Annotated in this window: 18 protein-coding genes and 1 pseudogene; 8 read left to right on the forward strand and 11 right to left on the reverse strand. The window is 38.1% G+C overall.

All coding sequences use genetic code 11. The features are described from left to right. Window position 1 precedes the first annotated feature (1 nt). The gene (locus ACK2WI_RS00265; RefSeq protein ID WP_312697624.1) at window positions 2–1,273 is read left to right on the forward strand and encodes a glucose-1-phosphate adenylyltransferase; all 1,272 of its coding nucleotides are present in this window, start codon (window positions 2–4) and stop codon (window positions 1,271–1,273) included. A gap of 65 nt (window positions 1,274–1,338) precedes the next feature. On the opposite strand, the gene ACK2WI_RS00270 is transcribed toward ACK2WI_RS00265, so the two are convergent. From ACK2WI_RS00270 to ACK2WI_RS00300, 7 genes are all read right to left on the reverse strand, one after another. Further along, window positions 1,339–1,536, reverse strand: a complete 198-nt coding sequence (locus ACK2WI_RS00270; protein WP_093095467.1) for a hypothetical protein — start codon at window positions 1,534–1,536, stop codon at window positions 1,339–1,341. Window positions 1,537–1,600: 64 nt separating this feature from the next. Then, the gene (locus tag ACK2WI_RS00275) at window positions 1,601–2,239 is read right to left on the reverse strand and encodes a response regulator transcription factor (RefSeq protein ID WP_093095468.1); all 639 of its coding nucleotides are present in this window, start codon (window positions 2,237–2,239) and stop codon (window positions 1,601–1,603) included. Beyond that, window positions 2,236–4,494, reverse strand: coding sequence for an ATP-binding protein (locus tag ACK2WI_RS00280; protein ID WP_409149160.1), 2,259 nt, complete (start codon window positions 4,492–4,494; stop codon window positions 2,236–2,238). Before ACK2WI_RS00280 ends, ACK2WI_RS00275 begins: the two co-directional genes overlap by 4 nt. 77 nt (window positions 4,495–4,571) lie before the next feature. Further along, a complete protein-coding gene (locus tag ACK2WI_RS00285) occupies window positions 4,572–5,969 on the reverse strand; it encodes a WG repeat-containing protein (protein WP_409149162.1) in 1,398 nt (465 codons plus the stop codon). A gap of 130 nt (window positions 5,970–6,099) precedes the next feature. Further along, a complete protein-coding gene (locus ACK2WI_RS00290) occupies window positions 6,100–7,797 on the reverse strand; it encodes an APC family permease (RefSeq protein WP_409149164.1) in 1,698 nt (565 codons plus the stop codon). A gap of 118 nt (window positions 7,798–7,915) precedes the next feature. After that, on the reverse strand, window positions 7,916–8,857 hold the full coding sequence (locus ACK2WI_RS00295) for a Dyp-type peroxidase (RefSeq protein ID WP_409149166.1): 942 nt from the start codon (window positions 8,855–8,857) through the stop codon (window positions 7,916–7,918). A gap of 156 nt (window positions 8,858–9,013) precedes the next feature. Further along, entirely contained in the window at window positions 9,014–10,399 is a 1,386-nt protein-coding gene (locus ACK2WI_RS00300; RefSeq protein WP_409149168.1) for an NAD(P)-binding domain-containing protein, read from the reverse strand. A gap of 519 nt (window positions 10,400–10,918) precedes the next feature. Here ACK2WI_RS00300 and ACK2WI_RS00305 point away from each other — a divergent pair. Next, window positions 10,919–11,791, forward strand: a complete 873-nt coding sequence (locus ACK2WI_RS00305) for a DUF808 domain-containing protein (RefSeq protein WP_093095477.1) — start codon at window positions 10,919–10,921, stop codon at window positions 11,789–11,791. A gap of 98 nt (window positions 11,792–11,889) precedes the next feature. Then, window positions 11,890–12,402: a hypothetical protein gene (locus ACK2WI_RS00310; protein WP_409149170.1), complete on the forward strand. Its 513-nt coding sequence runs from the start codon at window positions 11,890–11,892 to the stop codon at window positions 12,400–12,402. A 176-nt stretch (window positions 12,403–12,578) separates the two neighbouring features. On the opposite strand, the gene ACK2WI_RS00315 is transcribed toward ACK2WI_RS00310, so the two are convergent. Together ACK2WI_RS00315 and ACK2WI_RS00320 are read right to left on the reverse strand one after the other, a co-directional pair. Beyond that, on the reverse strand, window positions 12,579–13,007 hold the full coding sequence (locus tag ACK2WI_RS00315; protein WP_312697630.1) for a GNAT family N-acetyltransferase: 429 nt from the start codon (window positions 13,005–13,007) through the stop codon (window positions 12,579–12,581). 193 nt (window positions 13,008–13,200) lie between these two features. Then, the gene (locus tag ACK2WI_RS00320) at window positions 13,201–13,395 is read right to left on the reverse strand and encodes a hypothetical protein (protein ID WP_409149172.1); all 195 of its coding nucleotides are present in this window, start codon (window positions 13,393–13,395) and stop codon (window positions 13,201–13,203) included. A gap of 117 nt (window positions 13,396–13,512) precedes the next feature. Here ACK2WI_RS00320 and ACK2WI_RS00325 point away from each other — a divergent pair, with 117 nt between their 5' ends. Continuing rightward, complete coding sequence (locus tag ACK2WI_RS00325; protein WP_093095482.1) at window positions 13,513–13,731, forward strand: hypothetical protein; 219 nt, start codon at window positions 13,513–13,515, stop codon at window positions 13,729–13,731. A 107-nt stretch (window positions 13,732–13,838) separates the two neighbouring features. On the opposite strand, the gene ACK2WI_RS00330 is transcribed toward ACK2WI_RS00325, so the two are convergent. Further along, window positions 13,839–14,333: an RNA polymerase sigma factor gene (locus ACK2WI_RS00330; protein WP_312697631.1), complete on the reverse strand. Its 495-nt coding sequence runs from the start codon at window positions 14,331–14,333 to the stop codon at window positions 13,839–13,841. A gap of 464 nt (window positions 14,334–14,797) precedes the next feature. Between ACK2WI_RS00330 and ACK2WI_RS00335 the strand changes: the two are divergent. The 4 genes and pseudogenes from ACK2WI_RS00335 to ligD all read left to right on the forward strand — a co-directional run. Next, window positions 14,798–15,196 (forward strand): annotated as a pseudogene (locus tag ACK2WI_RS00335) (PAS domain-containing protein); the annotation flags it as partial. A gap of 3 nt (window positions 15,197–15,199) precedes the next feature. Then, a complete protein-coding gene (locus tag ACK2WI_RS00340) occupies window positions 15,200–15,877 on the forward strand; it encodes a sensor histidine kinase (RefSeq protein WP_409149178.1) in 678 nt (225 codons plus the stop codon). Window positions 15,878–15,880: 3 nt separating this feature from the next. Beyond that, window positions 15,881–16,540 carry a response regulator transcription factor gene (locus ACK2WI_RS00345; RefSeq protein ID WP_093095485.1) on the forward strand — a complete coding sequence of 220 codons (660 nt, stop codon included), beginning with the start codon at window positions 15,881–15,883 and terminating at the stop codon, window positions 16,538–16,540. A gap of 44 nt (window positions 16,541–16,584) precedes the next feature. Then, on the forward strand, window positions 16,585–19,047 hold the full coding sequence (gene ligD / locus ACK2WI_RS00350; protein ID WP_409149175.1) for a DNA ligase D: 2,463 nt from the start codon (window positions 16,585–16,587) through the stop codon (window positions 19,045–19,047). Here ligD and ACK2WI_RS00355 read toward each other — a convergent pair. Next, the gene (locus ACK2WI_RS00355; RefSeq protein WP_093095488.1) at window positions 19,044–19,796 is read right to left on the reverse strand and encodes a Ku protein; all 753 of its coding nucleotides are present in this window, start codon (window positions 19,794–19,796) and stop codon (window positions 19,044–19,046) included. The two genes, ligD and ACK2WI_RS00355, sit on opposite strands and share 4 nt — an antisense overlap. Between the last annotated feature and the right edge of the window lie 927 nt (window positions 19,797–20,723).

Here is a 20,723-nt window from a genome sequence, read left to right on the forward strand (position 1 = left end):
TATGTCGCATAAAGTTGTTTCTATAGTACTAGGTGGGGGTCGAGGAACCCGCTTATTTCCGTTGACAGACCAACGTTCGAAACCAGCAGTTCCTATTGCAGGAAAATACAGATTGGTTGATATCCCAATTTCAAATTGTCTTAATTCTGGCTACAATAAGATTTATGTACTGACGCAATACAACTCGGCTTCATTGAACAAGCATATCAAGAACTCCTACAACTTCAGTATTTTCAGTAAGGGTTTTGTGGATATTTTGGCTGCGGAACAGACTAATGAAGGTGATCGCTGGTTTGAAGGTACTGCGGATGCGGTAAGAAGGACCCAAAAGAATTTGGTGAATGTGGACTATGACTACGTGTTGATCCTGTCTGGGGACCAACTCTATCAAATGGACTATTCAGCGATGGTCGATTTCCATGTCAAAAATGGCGGTGAAATTACCATTGGAACCATTCCAGTAACCGCTAAAGAAGCACCTGGCTTCGGAATCCTGAAATCGGATGAGAATAATAAAGTCATTTCCTTTATTGAAAAACCTACAAAAGATCTATTGGACGATTGGACTTCTGAAGTACCGGAAGACCTAGAGAAACAAGGTAGAAACTATCTGGCCTCCATGGGGATCTATGTGTTTTCCAAAGGCGTAATGTCAAGGATGCTGGAAGAAAACAATGGGATGGACTTTGGAAAGGAGATTATTCCAGATGCTATCGAAACTTCCAATGTATTGAGCTATCCTTTTGATAGTTATTGGACTGATATCGGTACAATTCCATCTTTCTTTGAAGCCAATATCGGGCTGACCGATGATATTCCGGAATTCAACCTTTTTGGCGAAACGGTCTATACCCGTGCGCGTATGTTGCCTCCGTCCAAAGTTTCTGGAACGACGCTGAACAATGCCATTATTGCGGATGGTTGTATTATCTTAGCGGAAAAGATTCAACGTTCTGTTATTGGGATCCGCTCTAGGATAGGGGAAGGTACTGTGATAAAGATGACCTATATGATGGGTTCTGATTATTATGAGGAATTAAATGAGGTCGTTCAACTGACTTCTTCCCAAACTCCACCTCCAATCGGAGTCGGTGAGCGCTGTTATATCGAGAATGCCATCCTAGATAAAAATTGTAGGATTGGAAATGATGTTCGCATTAAAGGCGGGAAACAATTGAAAGACGGAGATTATCCAGAATATACAATCTGTGAGGGTATCATTGTGATCAAGAAAAACGCAGTGATCCAACACGGAAGGACCATAGGGTTCTAGATAAAGAGTATTAAAAAAGGGAAAGGCTATCCATTTGGATAGCCTTTCCCTTTTTAATGTTTTTATTATTGGCCTTTTAAAACCAATTCATAGATAAAGTAGATGATAGCCAAAACAATGATTGCAATAATAATTGTTCTCTTAAGGTTATTCGCCGCAGGCTGATCATCCTTCTCTTTAACGACCGTTTCAGGGACCTTATTTGGGTCTACATCTTCGGCATTATTGATTTTGTTTCCATGCTCATCTTCTTTTTCTTCCATCTTGATTCTCTATTAGTTTACTAATCATAAACAAATAAGAGAGCAAATGGTTTGAAAAGGCTTTCTAATCAACAGATTCGCGTATTAAGCCGTAATCTAAGGCCATTTTTATTGCTGAACTCAAGTTGCTGGTCTTGAATTTTTCAATCAAGTTCTTGCGATGGCTCTCGACGGTATGCGGACTGATAAATAGCTTTTCGGCAATTTGTGATGTGGTTAGACCCTGTGCAGCCTCAGCCAATATTTCCTTCTCTCTACGGGTTAGTTTAGGCACGCTTTTCAACTCCGTGCTATTTTTCTTGTCGATGATCAGTTTAGTCTGTTTGCACAGGAATTTCTTTCCAAAAAGGATTTCTTGGATACCTAACTTGATCTCATCTATGGAAGCATTCTTTTGGATATAGCCATGCGCCCCTTCTTGAAAAGCACTGTTGATCACCGCAAATTCATTATGGACACTGAGCATAATGATCTTCAGGTCCTTGTGTTTTTTTAACAAGGGTTTGATCAATTCCAATCCATTGGCATCCGAAAGGTTGATATCCAAAAGTAGGACATCTATCGTAGTTTCTTCCAATGCTTTGATCAGGATTTGGGCATTAGGGTAGCAACCAATGATATTTAAATCTGGTTCTTGGGCTAGGATATTTTTCAAGCCTTCCGATAGTAGAGGATGGTCGTCAGTGATTGCGATATTTATCATATTTGTTTGGTTTTTGGGATATTGATTTCAAAGCTGCTACCTTGTCCAATATCAGATTGTACATTTAATGTACCCTTTAGGAATTCTACTCTTGATCGAATATTCTGCAAACCTGCAGATTTGTTGCTGTGATTGCTGCTGTCAAATCCTTTTCCGTCATCTTCCACCGTGATATGGTATTCGGAGTCTTCTTCCACTAGTTGTATAATGATTTGGGAAGGTTCGGCATGTTTTATGGCGTTATTGACCAGCTCTTGAATAATCCTATAGATCACCAATTGTTGGTCGGAGTTCATGCTGTTATTGAAATGCAGGAACTGCACATCGATCTCTAGATTGTCATGGCACATTCTGGAGGCATAGTCATTCAAGGCCTCCTGCAGACCGAACTTCTGTAGAAGATCGGGCGTTAGGTTGTGGGCAACGCGACGGAGCTCATCCACTGCCATATCCAGTTGGGTGATTCCCTTTTGCATCTTTTCTTGGATCTCAACGGAGGTTTGGTCGTTCAGATGGGATAACTGTAGTTTGGTGCCGGAAAGCAGCCCTCCCAAGCCATCATGCAGGTCTCGGGCAATCCTAGCACGTTCCTGTTCCTGTCCATCAAGTAGGGCGGTAAGCATGGAGATCTTGGCATTTTGCCTTTCTTGTTCGATAGCTAGGTTATGGAAATTTTCCCTTTGTTTCATGTGCTTCAGACGCTGCGTATAGGCATAGAATAAAACAGCCAATAGGGTGAGTGCAGCTATCATCAATGCGATATAATAGGTGTTGATCTTATCTTTTAAGCTGATTTCCTGTTGGTAGTTGCTGATTTCCTGTGCTCTATTTTTAGCTTCCAACTTAGACATCTGGATTTCCTGAAATTGTTTCTCTGCAGTCAATTTAGACACTTCCAATTCTTTGGATTGGTTGTCTTGGATCAGGCGCATATTTTCCAATTCCTGCTTCTGCTGGATTCCCAACGCGGCCATCAGTTGGATCTGTTGTTCTTTCTTTTCAGCCTCAACCTGCAAAAGGGCTAGTTCTTGGTCCTGTTTTCCTTTTTCGTATTGGGCTTCAAGGCGCTTGCCTATTCCCAGCTTTTCCTGGTCATAGACATTGGTAAAGAGGGTCGTGTATTCTTTATAGTAATTAATGGCTTCTTGGTAATTTCCCTCTTGCTCACTGATATGGGAAAGGGTATTATAGATGCTCATGAGAATCTGTTGGTCCTGAACCTGGGATTTATTGATTTCAACCAAGGAGGAAAGCAAATGTTCTTTGGCTTTTTTGGTGTCTCCTTTTAGTAATTCCAATTCAGATAAAATCCCATAAGCTGAAGCGACCAAGTTATACTGCTTGGATTCTAAGCCCTTCGTTTTCGCCAGTTCAGCATATTGCGTGGCTTTATCTCGGTATTCTTCAGGATAGAACTTGAAATAAAGATGCGATAGGTTATTGGCTACAAAAGCTAAGTTTGATGGGATCGGAATCTCATTTTGCTTTTCCAAATAGGTGTTTAATGCCTTGAGGTAATATTGTTCTGCTGAATTTCTATACGTTAGATTCGCTTGGTCTTCCAAATATTTCTGTTCATACATATAGCCCAAGGACATGTAAGAATCAAAGATGGTCAGGGGGTCTTTCTGTTTCAGTGCAATATTTAGGGCTAATTTGCTGTATTTTTCCTGCAGGTCAAATTCATTCCAGTTCGCATAGATGGAAGTCAGTTCTTTATAGACATTCGCTTTTCGATTGAATAGGGTGGATGATTGCTTGGCTTGATCGTAATAACTTAAGGCAATAAGGAATTGTTTGACAGCCTCTACCTCTTGTTGCTGTCGCGCCAATATCCATCCATAGCCATAGTAGACATATCCTTTGGTTTCAATGTCCTTGCTGCAGTCTGCCAAGGACTTGGCCTTCAAGATGCTCTGTCGAGAATTGCTGGTTTCTTCAATGATCAATTGATTGATGGCGAGAATGGTATACAGATATGCAGAATATCGGCCATCACTTAATTTGCTGGCTATGGCGATGTCCTTTTTGAGTAATTTAAAGGCTTCAGCCTCTTGTTGGTTGAAAAAGAGGGCTTGTGCTAATTTCCCTGTACTGAAGAATTTATTTGGATCATCAGGTTTAAACTGATCGTACTCCTGTTGCAATTTGTTCAGGATATCCTGAGCATTTGCCGAATGGGGAAGGAGGGCAAGAATGCTATATAGAAAAATATAAAATATAGATAATAAGATTTTTCTGAAGTTAATGTTCATTCTCGCTTTATTGTGTGTATTAACAAAAGTACATAAACAGAGCCTAATAATAGGGCTCTGTTTATGCTTTCATTTGATTATTCTATCGTTACTTTTTCACCTTTGCTATTGATAAAGTAAGCATCTCCATCATCTGAATCCATAACTGAGGCTATTCCATCTTCGAAAGTAGTTCCGCTACTATACTTAATAGGGATGATTAATTTTCCTTGATTATTAATATATCCGAATTTACCTGCCTTTTGAACAAGATGCAATGGGTCTTTTTCAGAAAGGGAGATTAATTCGTAGCCAGGAGAGATTATCTTGTTCTGTTTAATATTGTACAAGACATATTGTTCTTTTACATTAGACACAAAAACCTCTGCATTGAATTCCAAGATGAGTTGATGGGAGATAGGTACCACCACCTTACCCGATCTATCCAAGATTCCAGTATGTTCGCCTACAGTAGCCGTTAAATACCCATGGCTCATATGGCTCACCATGTCGTATTGAGCTTTAATGATAGGTTGGTCATTGGCTCCTAGGATACCGAATTTATCGTTTTCTGCATAGATATATTGTTGGTATTCTGGGTCATAAGCTAGGAAATCATATTTGAAAGGGATCTTGATATTACCGTCCTTGTCCATTGCACCATATTTACTATCTGCATTGATGACCGTGCTTATCCCTCCATTGAAATAGTCAAAATATCCGTAAATAGCTTCGGTGATCGGATTATCATTTTCATCCTTTAAGCCCATTAAGTTGCCGGCTTCATCGTGGTACAAAAAGCGGTCTTCGTCGACTTGAGGGTCATCGGAAATTGTACTGTCTTCCTCCAAGTATTCACCCTCGTCATTATCAACAACGAGTTCAGAATAGTAACTAGGGATTTCAAATTCGCTATTGCTTAGGCTTTCTTGAGTAAGTTTATATGCAATTAATCCAGTTTCTCCGATTTTTAGCTCCATTACCGCTCCAGGTATTTCTTTTAGGAAGGCAAAATTATCCCAATAGAGTTTTGGGAGTTTTTCGGAATACCAGACTTCTATCTTGCTAAGCTCTTCGCCCTGAAGGTAAAATTCACCTGTAACAATGGCCAACTTACATGGAATTCCTGCTATGGTTTTGGTTTTTCCTGGGACGAATTCAATTTTTTCCTCTGATTCCACATCTTGCTTTCCACCTTCCTTATCATTACCCTCATAGTAAATGTAATACTGTTCAGATTCAGGAAACAACAAGAAAGAGCGATCTGTCTTTTTGTTGATAATCTGCAATCTACTAGGTTGTTCATTGACAGATACTTTAATAAAAGTGTCATTGAACCAAGCCCTAAAGTAATAGTTATCTGGATTGATATCCTGATTATTTAGCTTCCCAGCGGTAGTAGTTCGATAGTCGATTCTGTGAAGCTTTTGGTTTTGTGCTAGCAATGTTAGATGGCAAAAGCCAATAAATAAAAACGAGAATAATAGTTTTTTCATTAATGATGATGTTATTCCACAAAAATGGGGAGAATGTGGCATAAAAACCATCCCTGATAACCGCTAATTTTGTTGTTAATCGTGATGCTGTTAAATGAAAAAGCCGCATTCCATGAAATGCGGCTCTGTTTTATTTGATATCCTCTTGCGGTGGATTATTGAGTCTTGAATTTTTATATCCATAAAAGAAATAGACCACTAAACCTATGGCTAGCCAAATCAAAAAGATAACCCAATTACTTGTTCCCAATTCAGTCATTAAATAAAGATTGATCAGTATGCCGATTACTGGAAGCAATGAAAAGTTATATTTATATGCCATGATGGCAAGGATAATCCATACTGTCCAGAAGATTAAAATCAATACTTTATGTTCGAGGATATATAGGAAATCCAGGTGCTGCCATTCTTGGATAGCTTCTTGATTGAATCTCCAGATCAATGCCCAAGCTATGATGAATCCTAAACCGATCAGGTATTTTCCATTGATATAAGGAACCCTAAACTTGGATTGCTTGGATAGGCCTGAATGATCCATGTAAAGGACCCCTGCACAGACCAAGATAAAGGCAAAAAAGGTACCTACAGATGTTAGATCAACAAAGAAATCCATCTTGAAGAACATGGAAGGAAGAGCTACCACAAAACCCGTAACGATGGTCGCAAAGGAAGGGGTCTTGTATTTGGGATGGATTGTAGCAAACTTTTTCCAGAGCAGACCATCACGGCTCATCGTCATCCAGATCCGGGGTTGAGCCAATTGATACACCAACAAAGCGCTGGTGATAGCAATAACGGAGGTAACAGAAATAATTCCGGCTAAATAATCTACGCCGATATATTTGAATACAAATGCCAATGGATCCTTGACGTTCAATTCGGTATAATTAACCATTCCTGTCAATACCAAAGTTATCCCGACATATAATACCGTACAGATCAATAAGGTGATGATCATGGCTTTAGGAAGGTCCCGTTGCGGATTTTTACACTCTTCAGCGGTGGTGGAAATGGAATCAAATCCAATAAAGGCAAAGAAAACGGCCGCTACGGAGCCCAAGACTCCTTGGATGCCATTAGGAGCAAAGGGAACCCAGTTTTCTGGATTGACAAAGAAGGCTCCACCGACAATGATTGCCAATATCACACCTATCTTGACCATTACCATGATATTGCTGGCCCTTCTGGACTCCTTAATCCCTCTATATACCAACCAAGTGATCAAGGTAATAATAACTCCAGAAGGAAGGTCAAATATAATAGGTACATCGCCAATTCTAGGTGCAGATTCATAGGCCTTCAATCCAAGCTTATCCGCAACAGTCAGAGCCTCCGGACCTAATTCTACGAGTTTCTGATGGGCTTCTAAGGCGTACTGTGGCGCCATAGATAGCCATGCTGGGATTTGGATGCCAAAGCCTTCCAGCATAGTCACAAAGTATTGCGACCAAGAAATGGATACCACAATATTGGAAACGGCATACTCTAGGACCAATGCCCAGCCGATGATCCATGCAAAGAGTTCCCCAAATGCCACATAGGCATAGGTATAGGCACTTCCGGAAACAGGGATGGTACTTGCAAATTGCGCATAGGAAAGCGCAGTAAAGACGCAGGCAAAAGCAACAAAAACAAAAAGAAGAGAAATGGCAGGGCCTCCCTCGTAACTAGCCAAACCGATGGTGCTGAATATTCCGGCACCTACAATGGCAGCAATTCCCAAAGAAACTAAGTCTCGAACCCCAAGGACCTTGTTCATACTTTCGGACTGACCTTTCTCCTTGATGATCAGTTCTAGACTCTTCCTTTTGAAAAGCTTATTTCTCATTAGCGATTAATTATTTGGTGAAGTCAACAAAAGTAGATATAAAAATGAAACCCTAGAATGATATTTATAAGAAAATCATACTAGGGTTTCTGAAAATTTATTGAATAAAATATTTTATTTATGTTGTGGCCGAATAAGAATCTAGCATATCTTGGGTCGCGACAAAGAAAAGTGTGCCGGTTTCGGCGGTGCTAAAATCCAATATCCGGTCATAGTTTCCAATGGGGTCTCCTAAGAACATATTCTCTAACATCCTTTGAGTAGTAGAGAATTTATTGGCGTAGGAAATAAAGTAAGTGCCAAATTCACCTTTGGAAGGATTCGAGAAGGGGAGGTTATCACGTACTATCTTGAGGTCATTGCCATTTTCATCGGTGATACTTGTCAATGCACTATGCGCATTCTTTGGTTTGACTTCATCGGTCATTTCAACATCTGAAAGTTTATAGCGACCAAATACCTTTTCCTGTTCGCTTGTAGGTAATTCCTCCCAAGCCTTTAGGTTATGGATGTATTTCTGAACAAACTGGTAGCTACCGCCTTCATACTTAGGATCCTCTTCTCCAACTAAAGCAAATTGAGCTCGTTCATCGCCAATCGGATTCTCTGTGCCATCCACAAAGCCAAGGATAGAACGTCCATCCCAATACCTAAAGCCATGGACCTCCACCAGATTCTCCGCAACTGGGTTGATGATATCGTAGATGTCTTTCGCCATCTCATAACAGATTCCAGCATTCTCGGCACGAAGATGAAAATGCAAATCGCCTTCTGTGGAGACAGCTGTATGTTTACCCCCAACTATTTTTTCAAAAGTTTTTAATTCTTTGGGTGCTGGAGTCGGCATGCCCAACTTATTCCAAGCTTCATAGCTGATCCCCATGATGCAACTGGTTCTGCCATTTGGCGTACGAACCACGAATGAATGGTTTAAATTCGAAACCAACGCACATAGCCTTTCAAATACAGGTTTGTAGTCTGTACCATCCTTGAATTTCCAAACTGAGAAAATAGTGTTATTATTCGGATAGTCCGTTATGTTTTGTGATTGTGTAGCCATAGGTTTATTAGTAGTGCTAACCTAAATTAAGCATTCTTAACAATAGATTAAAGTAAGCCCCTAAATTTTAATACATGAAAAAAGTACTGCTTTTTGGGACAGTACTGATTCAATGGCTATTAAAAAAAGCAGAGAATAAATTCCCTGCTTTCTCCATTAGTAATTTATAACCTTATCTAATTCTTTTTCATCAATGGTGACTTCGTTCAGATATCGCTCTAGGCTGTCATCCAATTCTTTCATCCAAGGGGTATGGTGTGGTTCCGCACTCGTACCATCCATTACCGATTTGTATACCTGATCTCTATAGTTCAAGATATTGACTTCCTTGTCGTTTAACCAGCTTTTAAACATCTCTGCCACCTGATCTAAATCGAAAGCAGGGTAATCTGTATAGCTGATCAAGTTCTTGATATAATCAGTTTGAAAATCCACATGGTCTGGACCCGTTACAGTTTTAGCTTCGTAATCCATCCATTGCCTGATATCAGCATCTCTTTCTTCTTTAGCTGGGAAATCAATTCTTCCTAACATATAATCCCTTGCGAACCATGCTTGGGTATCAAACATATTAAATGTATAGTATTGATCTTGCATTCCTAAGAATATAAGTCGCTCATTTTCATTGAATACTACACCTTTATATAAATTGTCTGGATATAGACAGTTCTTTGTCTTCAAGCGCAATTCATCCGGAAGGAATGGGAATTTGTGCTGATAACCAGTACAAAGGATTACCGCGTCAAAATCTTCTGTAGTTCCATCTTTAAAATAAGCAGTATTCCCGTCAAAGTGGGTTACCAATGGCTTTTCCTTGATCCCTTTTGGCCATTTCGTGCCAATAGGGTTTGTTCTATAGGAAATGGTAACTGAATCACTGCCATGTTTGAAACATTGAACCGCAATATCCTCCGCAGAATAACTACTACCGATCAATAATAGCTTTTGTCCGATGAATTGATCCGCTCCACGGAAATCGTGGGCATGCATTACAGCTCCAGGGAAGTTGTCAATCCCTTTGAAATATGGCATGTTAGGAGTAGAGAAGTGACCAGTACCAACCACAAGATAATCGAAGTATTCTTCGAAGGTCTCGTTCTTTTGGAGGTCATCAAATACTACCCTAAATTGCTTTTTATCTTCCATATAGTCAACCCAACGGGCAACTGTATTGAATTTTATATAATCTCTGGCGTTACTTTTCTTGATTCGACCTTGTATGTAATCGAACAACACTTCACGAGGAGGGTAGGACGAGATTGCCTGTCCAAAATGCTCCGAAAAGGTATAATCCGCAAATTCTAAACATTCTTTAGGTCCGTTAGACCATAAGTATTTATACATGCTGCCATGCAATGGTTCGCCAAATTTCCCTACACCCGTTCTCCAGGTATAGTTCCACATGCCGCCCCAATTATCTTGTTTTTCATAACATTTAATTTCTGGGATGGGATTACCTTTTTTCTGTTCTGATTCAAATGCTCTTAACATAGCTAAACCACTAGGGCCAGCTCCAATAATTCCAACTTTAAAATCTGTCATATTTTATTCTTTTTATAAATTTTTAAATTTTTCATAAGCCAATATCTGTAGATAGATGCAATAAGGCTGTATTGATTCCCAATAAGGGAAGTAGAGGGCGTGTTGAATGTAATAGGTAAAAATTTACCAAGTATTCGTGACGCTAAAATTAAAGGAAGTAATAATTAGGCGATGCTGAATGATCATTATACACAAATGTGTTTTTTTCCTTCACTGATGCAAAGATACGAATAATATTCATTAATTAAAAATATTAACGAAATAATATTCGGATTAACCAATGGTTTTTCTGTAAAACCAATGATTAAAATTTAGTTTTGTTAAGGAGGATTTTCCATTGATTCCAGTTCTTAAAAAGCGGAGGCAATAGACTGCGCCTCTGTAAGTTTTGGTATATGATTTGCTTTTATCGAAGTGGATTTTCCTGAATAATTCGTGCATTTTTTCAATTAAATTAAGCGATTGGATGATTTTGAGCAAAATCTGTTTATTTTTAGGACTAAATTAAAAAATTCATATATGGCATCAGGAATATTCGCGGTTTTGGATGATATCGCCGCTCTAATGGACGACGTAGCAGTTGCAAGTAAAATCGCAACTCGGAAAACCGCAGGTATCCTGGGAGATGATTTGGCAGTAAATGCTGAAAAAGCAACCGGATTTCTAGCTTCTAGGGAATTACCCGTTCTATGGGCCATTACCAAAGGTTCCTTTGTCAACAAGCTGATCATCGTGCCTGTCGCGCTCTTGCTCAATGCTTTTCTTCCCGTTGTTATTAAGTATATTTTACTGATTGGAGGTGCCTATCTTGCCTATGAAGGTGCTGAAAAAGTGATACATTATCTTTTTCACCGAAAGAAAGAGGGGCAGGAGGTCATCAAGGAACAAGCATTGGAAGGTGAAGCCGCAGAATCGGCAAAAGTAAAGTCAGCGGTTACTACAGATTTTATATTATCGGTAGAGATTGTAATCATAGCACTGGGAACTGTATTGGAAGAAAGCCTTGCAATCCAGATCTTGACGGTCTCTGTGGTTGCCATCCTAGCTACTGTAGGTGTTTATGGAATTGTGGCCCTGATCGTGAGAATGGATGATGCAGGACATAGCCTGATCAAAAAATCAAACGATAAAGGAATAGCAGCTAAATTAGGACACCTCTTGGTAAAGCTTTTACCTATTGTTATCAAAGCCTTAGGAGTGATTGGAACTATTGCCCTTTTGTTGGTTGCAGGGGGTATTTTCGTTCATAATATCGACTTTTTCCACCATTTCCTTCCTCAGGTTCCTTCCATCGTTAAAGAATTTGGAATAGGTCTTGTAGTAGGTTTTGTCGTTTTAGGGATTGTGCTCCTCGTGAAGAAGATTTTTGGCATAGGCAAGGATAAACATTAATTTATTTGTAGGTAGGTTTATTTTTTAGCAATTTGCGCCTCCAATAGGTTCATACCTAAACCGAATAGAATTTCTAAATGAATTAGTATACATTATTTATGAAAAAAATATTAAACATTATTTGTTTTGTGGCTGTTATAGGCGCTTTTACAGCTTGTTCTAAAGATGACGAAGAAGTAAAGACTCCAAAGGATACAACAGAACTGATTGGAAAATGGGTTAAAGTTGATGGATTAGGGAATGTTGATACAGCGATAACCGAAGGCCCTCAGTTGGATACGTTGAAAATGCTGGAATTCATGGCAGACAATAAATTAAAAGTTAGCCGTGGTAAATTCTGCAATTTCCAGAATCTGAAGAATGACAATCAAGAGGGGGACTTTGAATATTATTCGGTAAATAATAGTCCATATGCAGGTATCAACGACCGAATTAAATACAGCAAAGAGTGTAGCAAAGGAATGCCTGTAACTTTACAGGGAAATACTCTGCGCATTGGTTTTGGAAATGAAGCAGGTACTTTTGAAGAATATAGAAAGGTTGTTCCTGCAGAAACACCTGAGGTTCCTGAAACCCCAGAAGTTCCAACTGAACCGACTCCTGCTGGATAAAAAATATTAGATATTAAAGAAACGCCCGAAATTAATTTTCGGGCTTTTTTGTTTACAGAGAATTACAAAAGGCTGACTCTCTGAGAATACTAATCCAAACAAAAAACCCTGACCAAGCAGCCAGGGAATTTTTATATGGCCATCCGCCATTTTATTGTTAAACGTTTCTTTTCTAATTAGAGATGTAATTTCATCCCTTCGTGACTTGCTTTAAAACCTAGCTTCTCATAAAACTTTAATGCCTCTGGTCTTACCTTGTCAACTGTGAGTTGCAGGACGTGAGCACTTTTATCTTTCGCTCTGCGGATCGCATATCGGATCATCTTTTCACCATAACCCTTGGAGCGCTCTGCTTTATCAATCCTGACGCCTTCTATCTGGGCCCTGATGCCACCACGATAGGTCAGGTATTGGATAAACGTCAATTGCAAACAACCGATTACTTTACCATCTTCCGATTCCATGACGATGAGCTCTTGGTTTTTGTCTTCATTAATTTTATTGAAGGCCGTAATGTACTCCGCAGGAAGAGGATGGCGATAAGCTTCACGCATATTCCCTAACATATCGTCCGAAAGTAATTCAATGATTCTTTCTAAGTCCATTATATGGGCTTTTCTAAACTTCATGGTAGATTTTCCTATGTTTGCATAGTAAATGTACAAAAAATCTAGAATAAAAATAAAAGGACAAAAAAGAAAGAATATTTTTTTGCAGATTTTATCCTAAGTGTCACGAACGATCTGTTTTCTTTTTTCCAAGGAGGTTGCTTAAAAAAGAATTCGACCCTGTTTGGGATTATCCGATAAACAATCTAAATTCTATCCACAATTCATCCCCTCTATGAATAGGTCTTTCAAAAACTCTTTCTCCATAAAGAAATTCCCCATCCAAACCCCAACCAAATTTCCTGAAAATCAATTTTTTGCACTTTATTACATTAAACTTCCATCTCATTACATTTTCTCTTGCAACTATTGTAATTTTTTTCAAAATTATGTAACTTGTTGATAGATAGTTTGTTGATGGATATTTATTTATCCATTACTTCCCATTTATCAACAATTTAATTAACATTTTTCGAACAACACTTAGTACAGGAGGTATATCATGGAAAGTCTAAAATTTGAAATTGGAAAGGTTTCGCTGCATCAACTAAACAGCGTCAGAGACGCATTAAATGAAATAACAAATATCAACGATTGGCAGATTGCCCCTTATGTGGATGGCTATTTACTCTCTGTCAAAGGGATAAATATCGTAAGTTATTCCATTCTAAAATCCATTACCGCACTTGGGATAAATGCAGAACAACTTTATGAAGAATAGATTCTTCAAATTCGACTCTAGTCAAGGTTTTTCCTTGACTTTTTTTTTATTGTATTGGTTTGGATTAAAGGTATTAGGTACTGCTCGGGGGGAGATGTTAGTTCTAGCTAGTTATGGGTATAAACACTGAGCTTCTTTCTCAATATCCTGCGGATTGTATGGATCCTGGTCTTAATTGTACCTTCTTTAATGCCCATGGTTTCCGCGATTTCATAGTATTTAAATCCTTCAAGGTACATACTGATTATCTCGTAATTCTCATCGGACAGGCTGTTCATTGATTTTTCAATATCTCCCATGACAAACCTGGATTCGGCACTGTTTCTAGAATTGCTGTTTTCTCCGGTGTAGGTAAGTTCCTTTTCAGCAGTTCTATATAAGTTTAAGCGCCTGTATTTATTCAAATAGATGTTTTTCATGATCACGTATAGCCACGAGACTATTTTAGGGTGGTTGATGAATTTTTCGATTGATTTTAAGCTTCGTATAAAGGTTTCTTGAACTAGTTCTTCTTTTTCGTTTTGATCCGTCGTGAAATTATGTGCCAATCTGGTCAGGATGGGGCTGTTTTCAACGATTACATCATTAATTAGATTTTTCATGATGACAGTTGTTATTGTTTAATTACTTATATAACGTATTGTTTTTGAGCATGTTTTGCTGGTTGCCGTATAGCTTGCTAAAATGGGTATTAAACTTTTTAGCAGGTATTAATTGCTCAAGTCTAGGTGACTTAGGTAATTTGTCATCAATCCCTTTTGGTTTCAAATAACCCTACATTCTCCAAAAACTGAATTTTTTATTAATTTTTAAATTATTTGTTACACAATAAATTGTAGCGGAATTGCGACAAATACCTGAATTCACTTAAAAAGTACTGAAATCTATTTAATTCAACCATGGTCCAAGTTGATAGCAATTAATTTTAGCTAATTTTAATAGCTTATTAAAAATTTAAATAAGCAATACCGATGATATATAAAATTGATTTATTAGGAAGCATTCCTTTATAAATTAATGGGAAAAAGTAAACTAATTAAAGGAAAAAAGAAAAGGTTAATTAGTCATGCTAACTTCGAAAAAAGATTCAATACATAAATCTAGCAGTAATAGAAAGTACACCCTACTACAAGAAGAGTGTAAGAGTGATTTTTTATGCTTTGATGTCTTTTTTAAAGAAGGTCCATTTGCCATTCTTGTGTTGAATAAAAATTTCCATGTTATTCGCGTAAATGGGAGATTTGATTACATATTTGGTTTAAAAGGAAAGGAGTTAATATCTAGAGATATTTTTGAGTTCTTAAACTCAGAAGATGCATATAGATTAAAGGGGATTTTTGAGAACCGAGATGAATCCAGAAAGCCATTGTTGGTTAATTTGAGATTTAAGAAGAGTAAAAGTTCTTTCCTAACAATCGAAACCTTCATAAAAAAATATATCAACCAGTATAAAGAGCCGCAATTTTGCATGCTCTTGTTTGACAAAGAGTTTTATCCACACCATCATTGGATGGAATTGAAAAAAGAAGTGTTTCAAGCCATTGTGGATACCCAAGAACAGGAGCGATTTAGAATTGGAACCCAATTACACGATAGTGTCGCCCAAACCCTATATGCGATAAAATTAAACCTCCAACATTTAGAAAACGATAAACAAGGTAAATCCAATGAAATACAGTCCATTAAACTGATGTTGAACGATGCCATTTCGCAAATCCGAAATATCTCGATCGACTTGGTACCTGCTGTACTCAATGATTTTGGACTGAAGGCCGCCATTCAGTTTATGGTAAACCGAATTGATATGCCTGATTTCCAAATTACCACCGCGATTTCTAATAAAGTGGAAGATGTTGAACAAGAAGTCAAGTTAGTAATCTATAGAATTGTCCAAGAGTTATTGAATAACTGCCTAAAACATTCCCATGCAAATAAAGTTGCTGTAAAAGTGGGAATGAATGAAGAGAAAATTCAAATAACAGTCAAGGACAATGGAAAGGGCTTTTCCGAGGAATTAGCCGATAACATGAGGAAAGGAATTGGTTTGAGGAGTATAAAAAACAGAATTGATTTGTATCAAGGAGAAATTAAAATTTTGGAATTAAAAAAAGGAACCGCAGTGGACATTATATTAAACGTATTTTAAAAAATGGGCGAAATTAAGATACTTTTAGCTGAAGATCATTTAGTGGTGAGAAATGGTATTAAGCTTCTTTTAAATTCCCAAACAAATTTTAATGTAGTAGCTGATGTCAGCAACGGAAAAGATGCGTTGCTATCATTAAATGCTGGAATAGAAGTCGATATTATTATCACTGACTTAAGTATGAGCAACCTAGACGGTTTACAGCTAATCCAGGAGGTAACTGCAAAATACCCCAATATTAAAGTCATTGTGCTGACCATGTTGGATTGTGAACAGCATATGTTCAAAGCCTTCGAATATGGCGCAAAAGGATATTTGGTCAAAAATGTAGGATCTGATGAACTTATTTTTTGCATCAATCATGTCGCAAATGGTGGTAAATATCTATGTGAGGAATTGGCAATTTCTTTCATCAATAATGGAATTGAAAAGAATAAAAACAAGTCCATGGAATTTGACCCTGAAGCTCTTGACTTGACCTCCAGAGAACTGGAAGTACTTGAACTGCTTGGGGAGGGCTTGACCAACCTAGAAATTTCGAAGAAGCTATTCCTTTCAAAGCGTACCGTGGAAGGCCATCGACAGAATCTGATCGATAAAACAAAGTCCAAAAATACACCCGCATTGATTAAATATGCCGTATTGAATGGACTGATTCAATAATTTGTAAACTTTATCAAGGTTCGGTTTGTTCTTCCTTTGAAGCTATGTCGAACCTTGATCAATATAACAAAAAACGAGATTTTTCCCAGACCGCGGAACCCAAAGCTGTAAAGGGAAAAATTAATGCCACGCGACATCATTTTGTTGTTCAAAGGCATCATGCCAGTCGACTTCATTATGATTTTCGATTGGAAATCGATGGTGCATTAAAGAGCTGGGCAGTTCCTAAAGGCCCATCCCTGAATCCTAAAGACAAAAGATTGGCTGTTCAAGTCGAAGACCATCCCCTCAGTTATGGATCGTTTGAAGGCAGCATTCCTGAAGGTAATTATGGCGCAGGCACCGTTAGTATATTTGATGAAGGTAAGTATATCCCCTTGGAAGTAAAATCCGACCAAGAATTCCTAAAGCAATGGAAGAACGGTAATATTAAGTTCAAGTTGGAAGGTAAAGTCCTAAAAGGTGATTTTGCTCTCGTCAGGATGCATACTGGAGACGATAAGAATTGGCTATTGATCAAACATAAGGATGATTTCTCATGGGATAAACCTTTCGATTCTGAAAAATTGGTAAGTGAATCCATCAAAAAGGAAGGTAAGGACTTTAAGAAAAAATCAGATAAAACTGAAACCGTAAAAAAAAAGCCCCTAGGGCTGGACGATAAAAGTATAAAGCCCATGCTTGCTAAATTAAGCCAAGCTATTCCTGATGGCAATGATTGGCTTTTTGAAAAGAAATTTGATGGCTTCCGTTCACTCTATTTTTCCCAAAACGGCACGAAGAAATTGATATCCAGAAATGGCAATCTGCTGAGCAATAAATTTCCCAGTATCCTCAAAGACTTGGAAGGCTTAACGAGAGATTGTATCCTCGATGGCGAGATCGTAATTGAAGATAAAAATGCTATTGCTCAATTCCAATATCTGCAGTCCGGTGAACCCATCCCTAAAAACCTAAATATCTATTATTATGTGTTCGATATTCTTTATCTCGATAATAATGACCTGTCAGCCTATTCTTTACTTGAAAGAAAGGAAATCCTGAACCTACTAATTAAAAAACATAATTTCCAACATATAAAATTGTCCGCTGAAATCAAATCTCCTCAAAAGGATTTATTGGATTATGCGAGGGAGCAAAAATGGGAAGGTATTATCGCAAAAAGAAGAGATGATCCTTACGGGATGGGGCAGAGAAATGGAAGCTGGCTAAAAATTAAGATCCGCAATACACAGGAAGCCATTATCTGTGGATTTACCAAACCAGAAGGTTCACGATCTCATTTTGGAGCCATTGTTCTAGGGATAAAAACAGCAGGACAACTTAAATATATCGGTAATTGTGGAACGGGTTTTAATGAGGAATTATTGAAATCCTTAAATAAATTGTTCAAACCCTTAGTGACTGATGTTAAACCATTTCCCAAGACTGAGAAAATTGCCAAGGAGAAAGATGTCACTTGGTTAAGACCTGAACTGGTCTGTGATATATATTATTCGGAATGGACTAGGGACGAACATCTTCGGCACCCCGTTTTTAAAGGGATTCGTGAAGATAAATCGGTTAATGAAACAACGAAGGAAGAACCAGAAAAGGAAGATAAGATTATGGATAAGGAACTGAAATTTGGAAAAAAAACACTCAAGTTAACCAACCTGGATAAGCTATATTGGCCAACAGAAAAAATTAGCAAAGGCGACCTTTTGGATTATTATGAAAAGATGGGCGATTATATCTTGCCTTACCTGAAAGATAAGCCTATTTCCATGAATAGATTTCCAAATGGAATTGAAGCGCAAAGCTTCTTTCAAAAAGATGTCGATCCAGATAAGATTCCTGCTTGGCTCAAGACTACCGAAGTATTTTCTGAAAGTACCTCCAAAACCATTGATTATCTCTTATGCAATGATTTACCTAGTTTACTTTATATTGTCAACCTTGGTTCCATCGAAATAAACCCCTGGCTATCGACCTATAAAAATCCCGAAAAACCTCAATATGCCGTGCTTGACTTGGATCCTAATGGGGCAGAATGGCATGATACCATTGATGTGGCACTTACAGCAAAGGAGATCCTGGATAAAGGGGATATCCCCGCATTTATTAAAACATCCGGATCGAGTGGTCTACATATCTTTATGAATGTTGCAGCAAAATATGATTACCAAGTAGTTCGTGATTTTGTTCAATTTATTGCAGAGTTGATCCATCAGGTTCATCCAGAAACGACCAGTCTGGTCCGAGATCCAAAAAAACGGAAAGGATTGATTTATCTCGATTATCTACAGAACAAAGAAGGGCAGACCATTGTGGCGCCTTATTCGGTAAGACCAAAACCGAATGCCACGGTTAGTACACCCATCCTTTGGGAAGAGCTCAACTATGACCTTTCGATTCAAGATTTCCATATTTTCAATGTATATGGCCGAGTTACTACGATTGACGATCCATGGCAGGAACTTCAAACGAGTAAGGTCGATATCAAGAAAGCCCTGTCTAAATTTTAAGCTAAACTTGCTTTTAGTTTCTCCAACAGATCGGTAGCTTTTGTGTTTTCCACGTTGATTTTTCGGATAGTCGCTCTCTTTCCTTTGCTTTTCTGATTAATGATTTTCATTAATTCCTTAGAATATTCATTTTTGAAAGCGGAAATATCAAACTCCTTGCTGTTCATTTTTATTAGTTGAAGTGCCATATCCATTTCCTGTTTGGAAATTTTGCTAGATGGAGTTTTTAGTTCATCCGTATCTCTAATTTCCTCCTCAAAACGAAGCTTGTTGAGCAAGAGAATGTTTTTATAGGGTTTTATGATCGCTAAGTTTTCCACACTCCGCATCACGAAAGTCCCTAATCCCGCCATTTTGCTTTTTTCCAAAGCCTGCAATAATAGCTGATATGCTTTTTCACCAGATTTTTGAGGCTCTAAATAATATGGAGTATCAAAATAGATGCTATCGATTTCTTGGAGCTTCACAAAGGTTTGTAAGTTGATCATTTTGTTTTTTTCAGGCATGGCCTCTTCAAAATCGGCATCTTCCAAGATCACATATTTATCCTTCAATAAATAGCCTTTCACAATATTGTCCCAATTAACTTCTTTCCCTGAATTTTCATTTACCCTTTTGTATTTGATATTAGCATGGTCCTTTCGGTCCAACATATCCAGGTCGAGGCTACTGCTTTGTGTTGCTGAGAAAATCTTGATCGGGATATTCACTAATCCAAAACCGATGGCTCCTGTCCAAATTGCTTTCATATCATGTTTTATTTTATTAAACAATCTTTGTGAAATATAGTTCTGTGTAGTCCAAGGGCAGAGCTTTTTAAGGGGGCTTTGTAGAAAGTATTGCTGTTCTAGGTGATCCCCGAGCGGTGCTAATGACATTAATTTAAGGATTTCTTGTGTCAGTGGTAGGGACGAAACATCTCGGAAAAATGCAAGCATCCAAAATAAATATATCACTTACTAAACCCCTAGCAGGGGTGAAATCTTTGTAGATCAATGATGGATAATAACGACCAACCCACAGTGTGGGTGAAATATTATTCAACAAATCCTTTTTAATGGCATAAAACAAAAAAAATTACCGGCATAAAACAATAAAAAATAGTTTCCTCATCTTACGATTTTGGGATGACAACGATCCTTAAAAAAAATAATAAAATAGATTCTTCGCTGCGCTCTGAATCCCTCTCTGGGACATTGTTAATTCTGAACGGTGAGTGAAGAATCTGTACGTAAATGTCCACTAGATTTTGTCATCCTCTATCGAAGATAGAGGAACTGTACGCCAATGCAATCATGGTTTGTATGGCTCCGAAATCCTTCCTCCGTAGGATGCCCCCATTGTTGTATACGTGGTTTGAAGAAATATACCCAATACCTCCATCCTTTGTATGGCTCCGAGATCCTTCCTGCGTACCAATGAACGTTTGTTAAATCTGTGTTTCTAGGTATTTAGACCTATATTTCCTTTACAGAAGAATATTTTTATCCGCCATACATCCCCAGCGGGGATGAATTATTTTAGCATGGATGGTAAACAATATAGGGTTAATGCAAAAACGATGTTCGATTAATCGAACATCGTTTTTGCGCGACTTCCAGGCTAACGTGCCATGTCTGCTAAAATAATGGAACCCCAATGGGGGTTCTATATTTAAAAAATAAAAGAGCTAATAG

Origin of the sequence: Sphingobacterium sp. BS-2, assembly GCF_046161205.1 — a bacterium.
Classification (GTDB): Bacteria; Bacteroidota; Bacteroidia; order Sphingobacteriales; family Sphingobacteriaceae; genus Sphingobacterium; species Sphingobacterium mizutaii.

What these genes read in the sequence shown, in the direction of transcription:
- ACK2WI_RS00275 (WP_093095468.1), bottom strand. Translation starts at nt 2,239, where the DNA reads ATGATAAATATCGCAATCACTGACGACCATCCTCTACTATCGGAAGGC.
- ACK2WI_RS00340 (WP_409149178.1), top strand. Translation starts at nt 15,200, where the DNA reads ATGCTCTTGTTTGACAAAGAGTTTTATCCACACCATCATTGGATGGAA.
- ACK2WI_RS00310 (WP_409149170.1), top strand. Translation starts at nt 11,890, where the DNA reads ATGAAAAAAATATTAAACATTATTTGTTTTGTGGCTGTTATAGGCGCT.
- ACK2WI_RS00295 (WP_409149166.1), bottom strand. Translation starts at nt 8,857, where the DNA reads ATGGCTACACAATCACAAAACATAACGGACTATCCGAATAATAACACT.
- ACK2WI_RS00300 (WP_409149168.1), bottom strand. Translation starts at nt 10,399, where the DNA reads ATGACAGATTTTAAAGTTGGAATTATTGGAGCTGGCCCTAGTGGTTTA.
- ACK2WI_RS00285 (WP_409149162.1), bottom strand. Translation starts at nt 5,969, where the DNA reads ATGAAAAAACTATTATTCTCGTTTTTATTTATTGGCTTTTGCCATCTA.
- ACK2WI_RS00325 (WP_093095482.1), top strand. Translation starts at nt 13,513, where the DNA reads ATGGAAAGTCTAAAATTTGAAATTGGAAAGGTTTCGCTGCATCAACTA.
- ACK2WI_RS00280 (WP_409149160.1), bottom strand. Translation starts at nt 4,494, where the DNA reads ATGAACATTAACTTCAGAAAAATCTTATTATCTATATTTTATATTTTT.
- ACK2WI_RS00305 (WP_093095477.1), top strand. Translation starts at nt 10,919, where the DNA reads ATGGCATCAGGAATATTCGCGGTTTTGGATGATATCGCCGCTCTAATG.
- ACK2WI_RS00330 (WP_312697631.1), bottom strand. Translation starts at nt 14,333, where the DNA reads ATGAAAAATCTAATTAATGATGTAATCGTTGAAAACAGCCCCATCCTG.
- ACK2WI_RS00345 (WP_093095485.1), top strand. Translation starts at nt 15,881, where the DNA reads ATGGGCGAAATTAAGATACTTTTAGCTGAAGATCATTTAGTGGTGAGA.
- ACK2WI_RS00265 (WP_312697624.1), top strand. Translation starts at nt 2, where the DNA reads ATGTCGCATAAAGTTGTTTCTATAGTACTAGGTGGGGGTCGAGGAACC.
- ACK2WI_RS00315 (WP_312697630.1), bottom strand. Translation starts at nt 13,007, where the DNA reads ATGGACTTAGAAAGAATCATTGAATTACTTTCGGACGATATGTTAGGG.
- ACK2WI_RS00355 (WP_093095488.1), bottom strand. Translation starts at nt 19,796, where the DNA reads ATGAAAGCAATTTGGACAGGAGCCATCGGTTTTGGATTAGTGAATATC.
- ACK2WI_RS00270 (WP_093095467.1), bottom strand. Translation starts at nt 1,536, where the DNA reads ATGGAAGAAAAAGAAGATGAGCATGGAAACAAAATCAATAATGCCGAA.
- ligD (WP_409149175.1), top strand. Translation starts at nt 16,585, where the DNA reads ATGTCGAACCTTGATCAATATAACAAAAAACGAGATTTTTCCCAGACC.
- ACK2WI_RS00290 (WP_409149164.1), bottom strand. Translation starts at nt 7,797, where the DNA reads ATGAGAAATAAGCTTTTCAAAAGGAAGAGTCTAGAACTGATCATCAAG.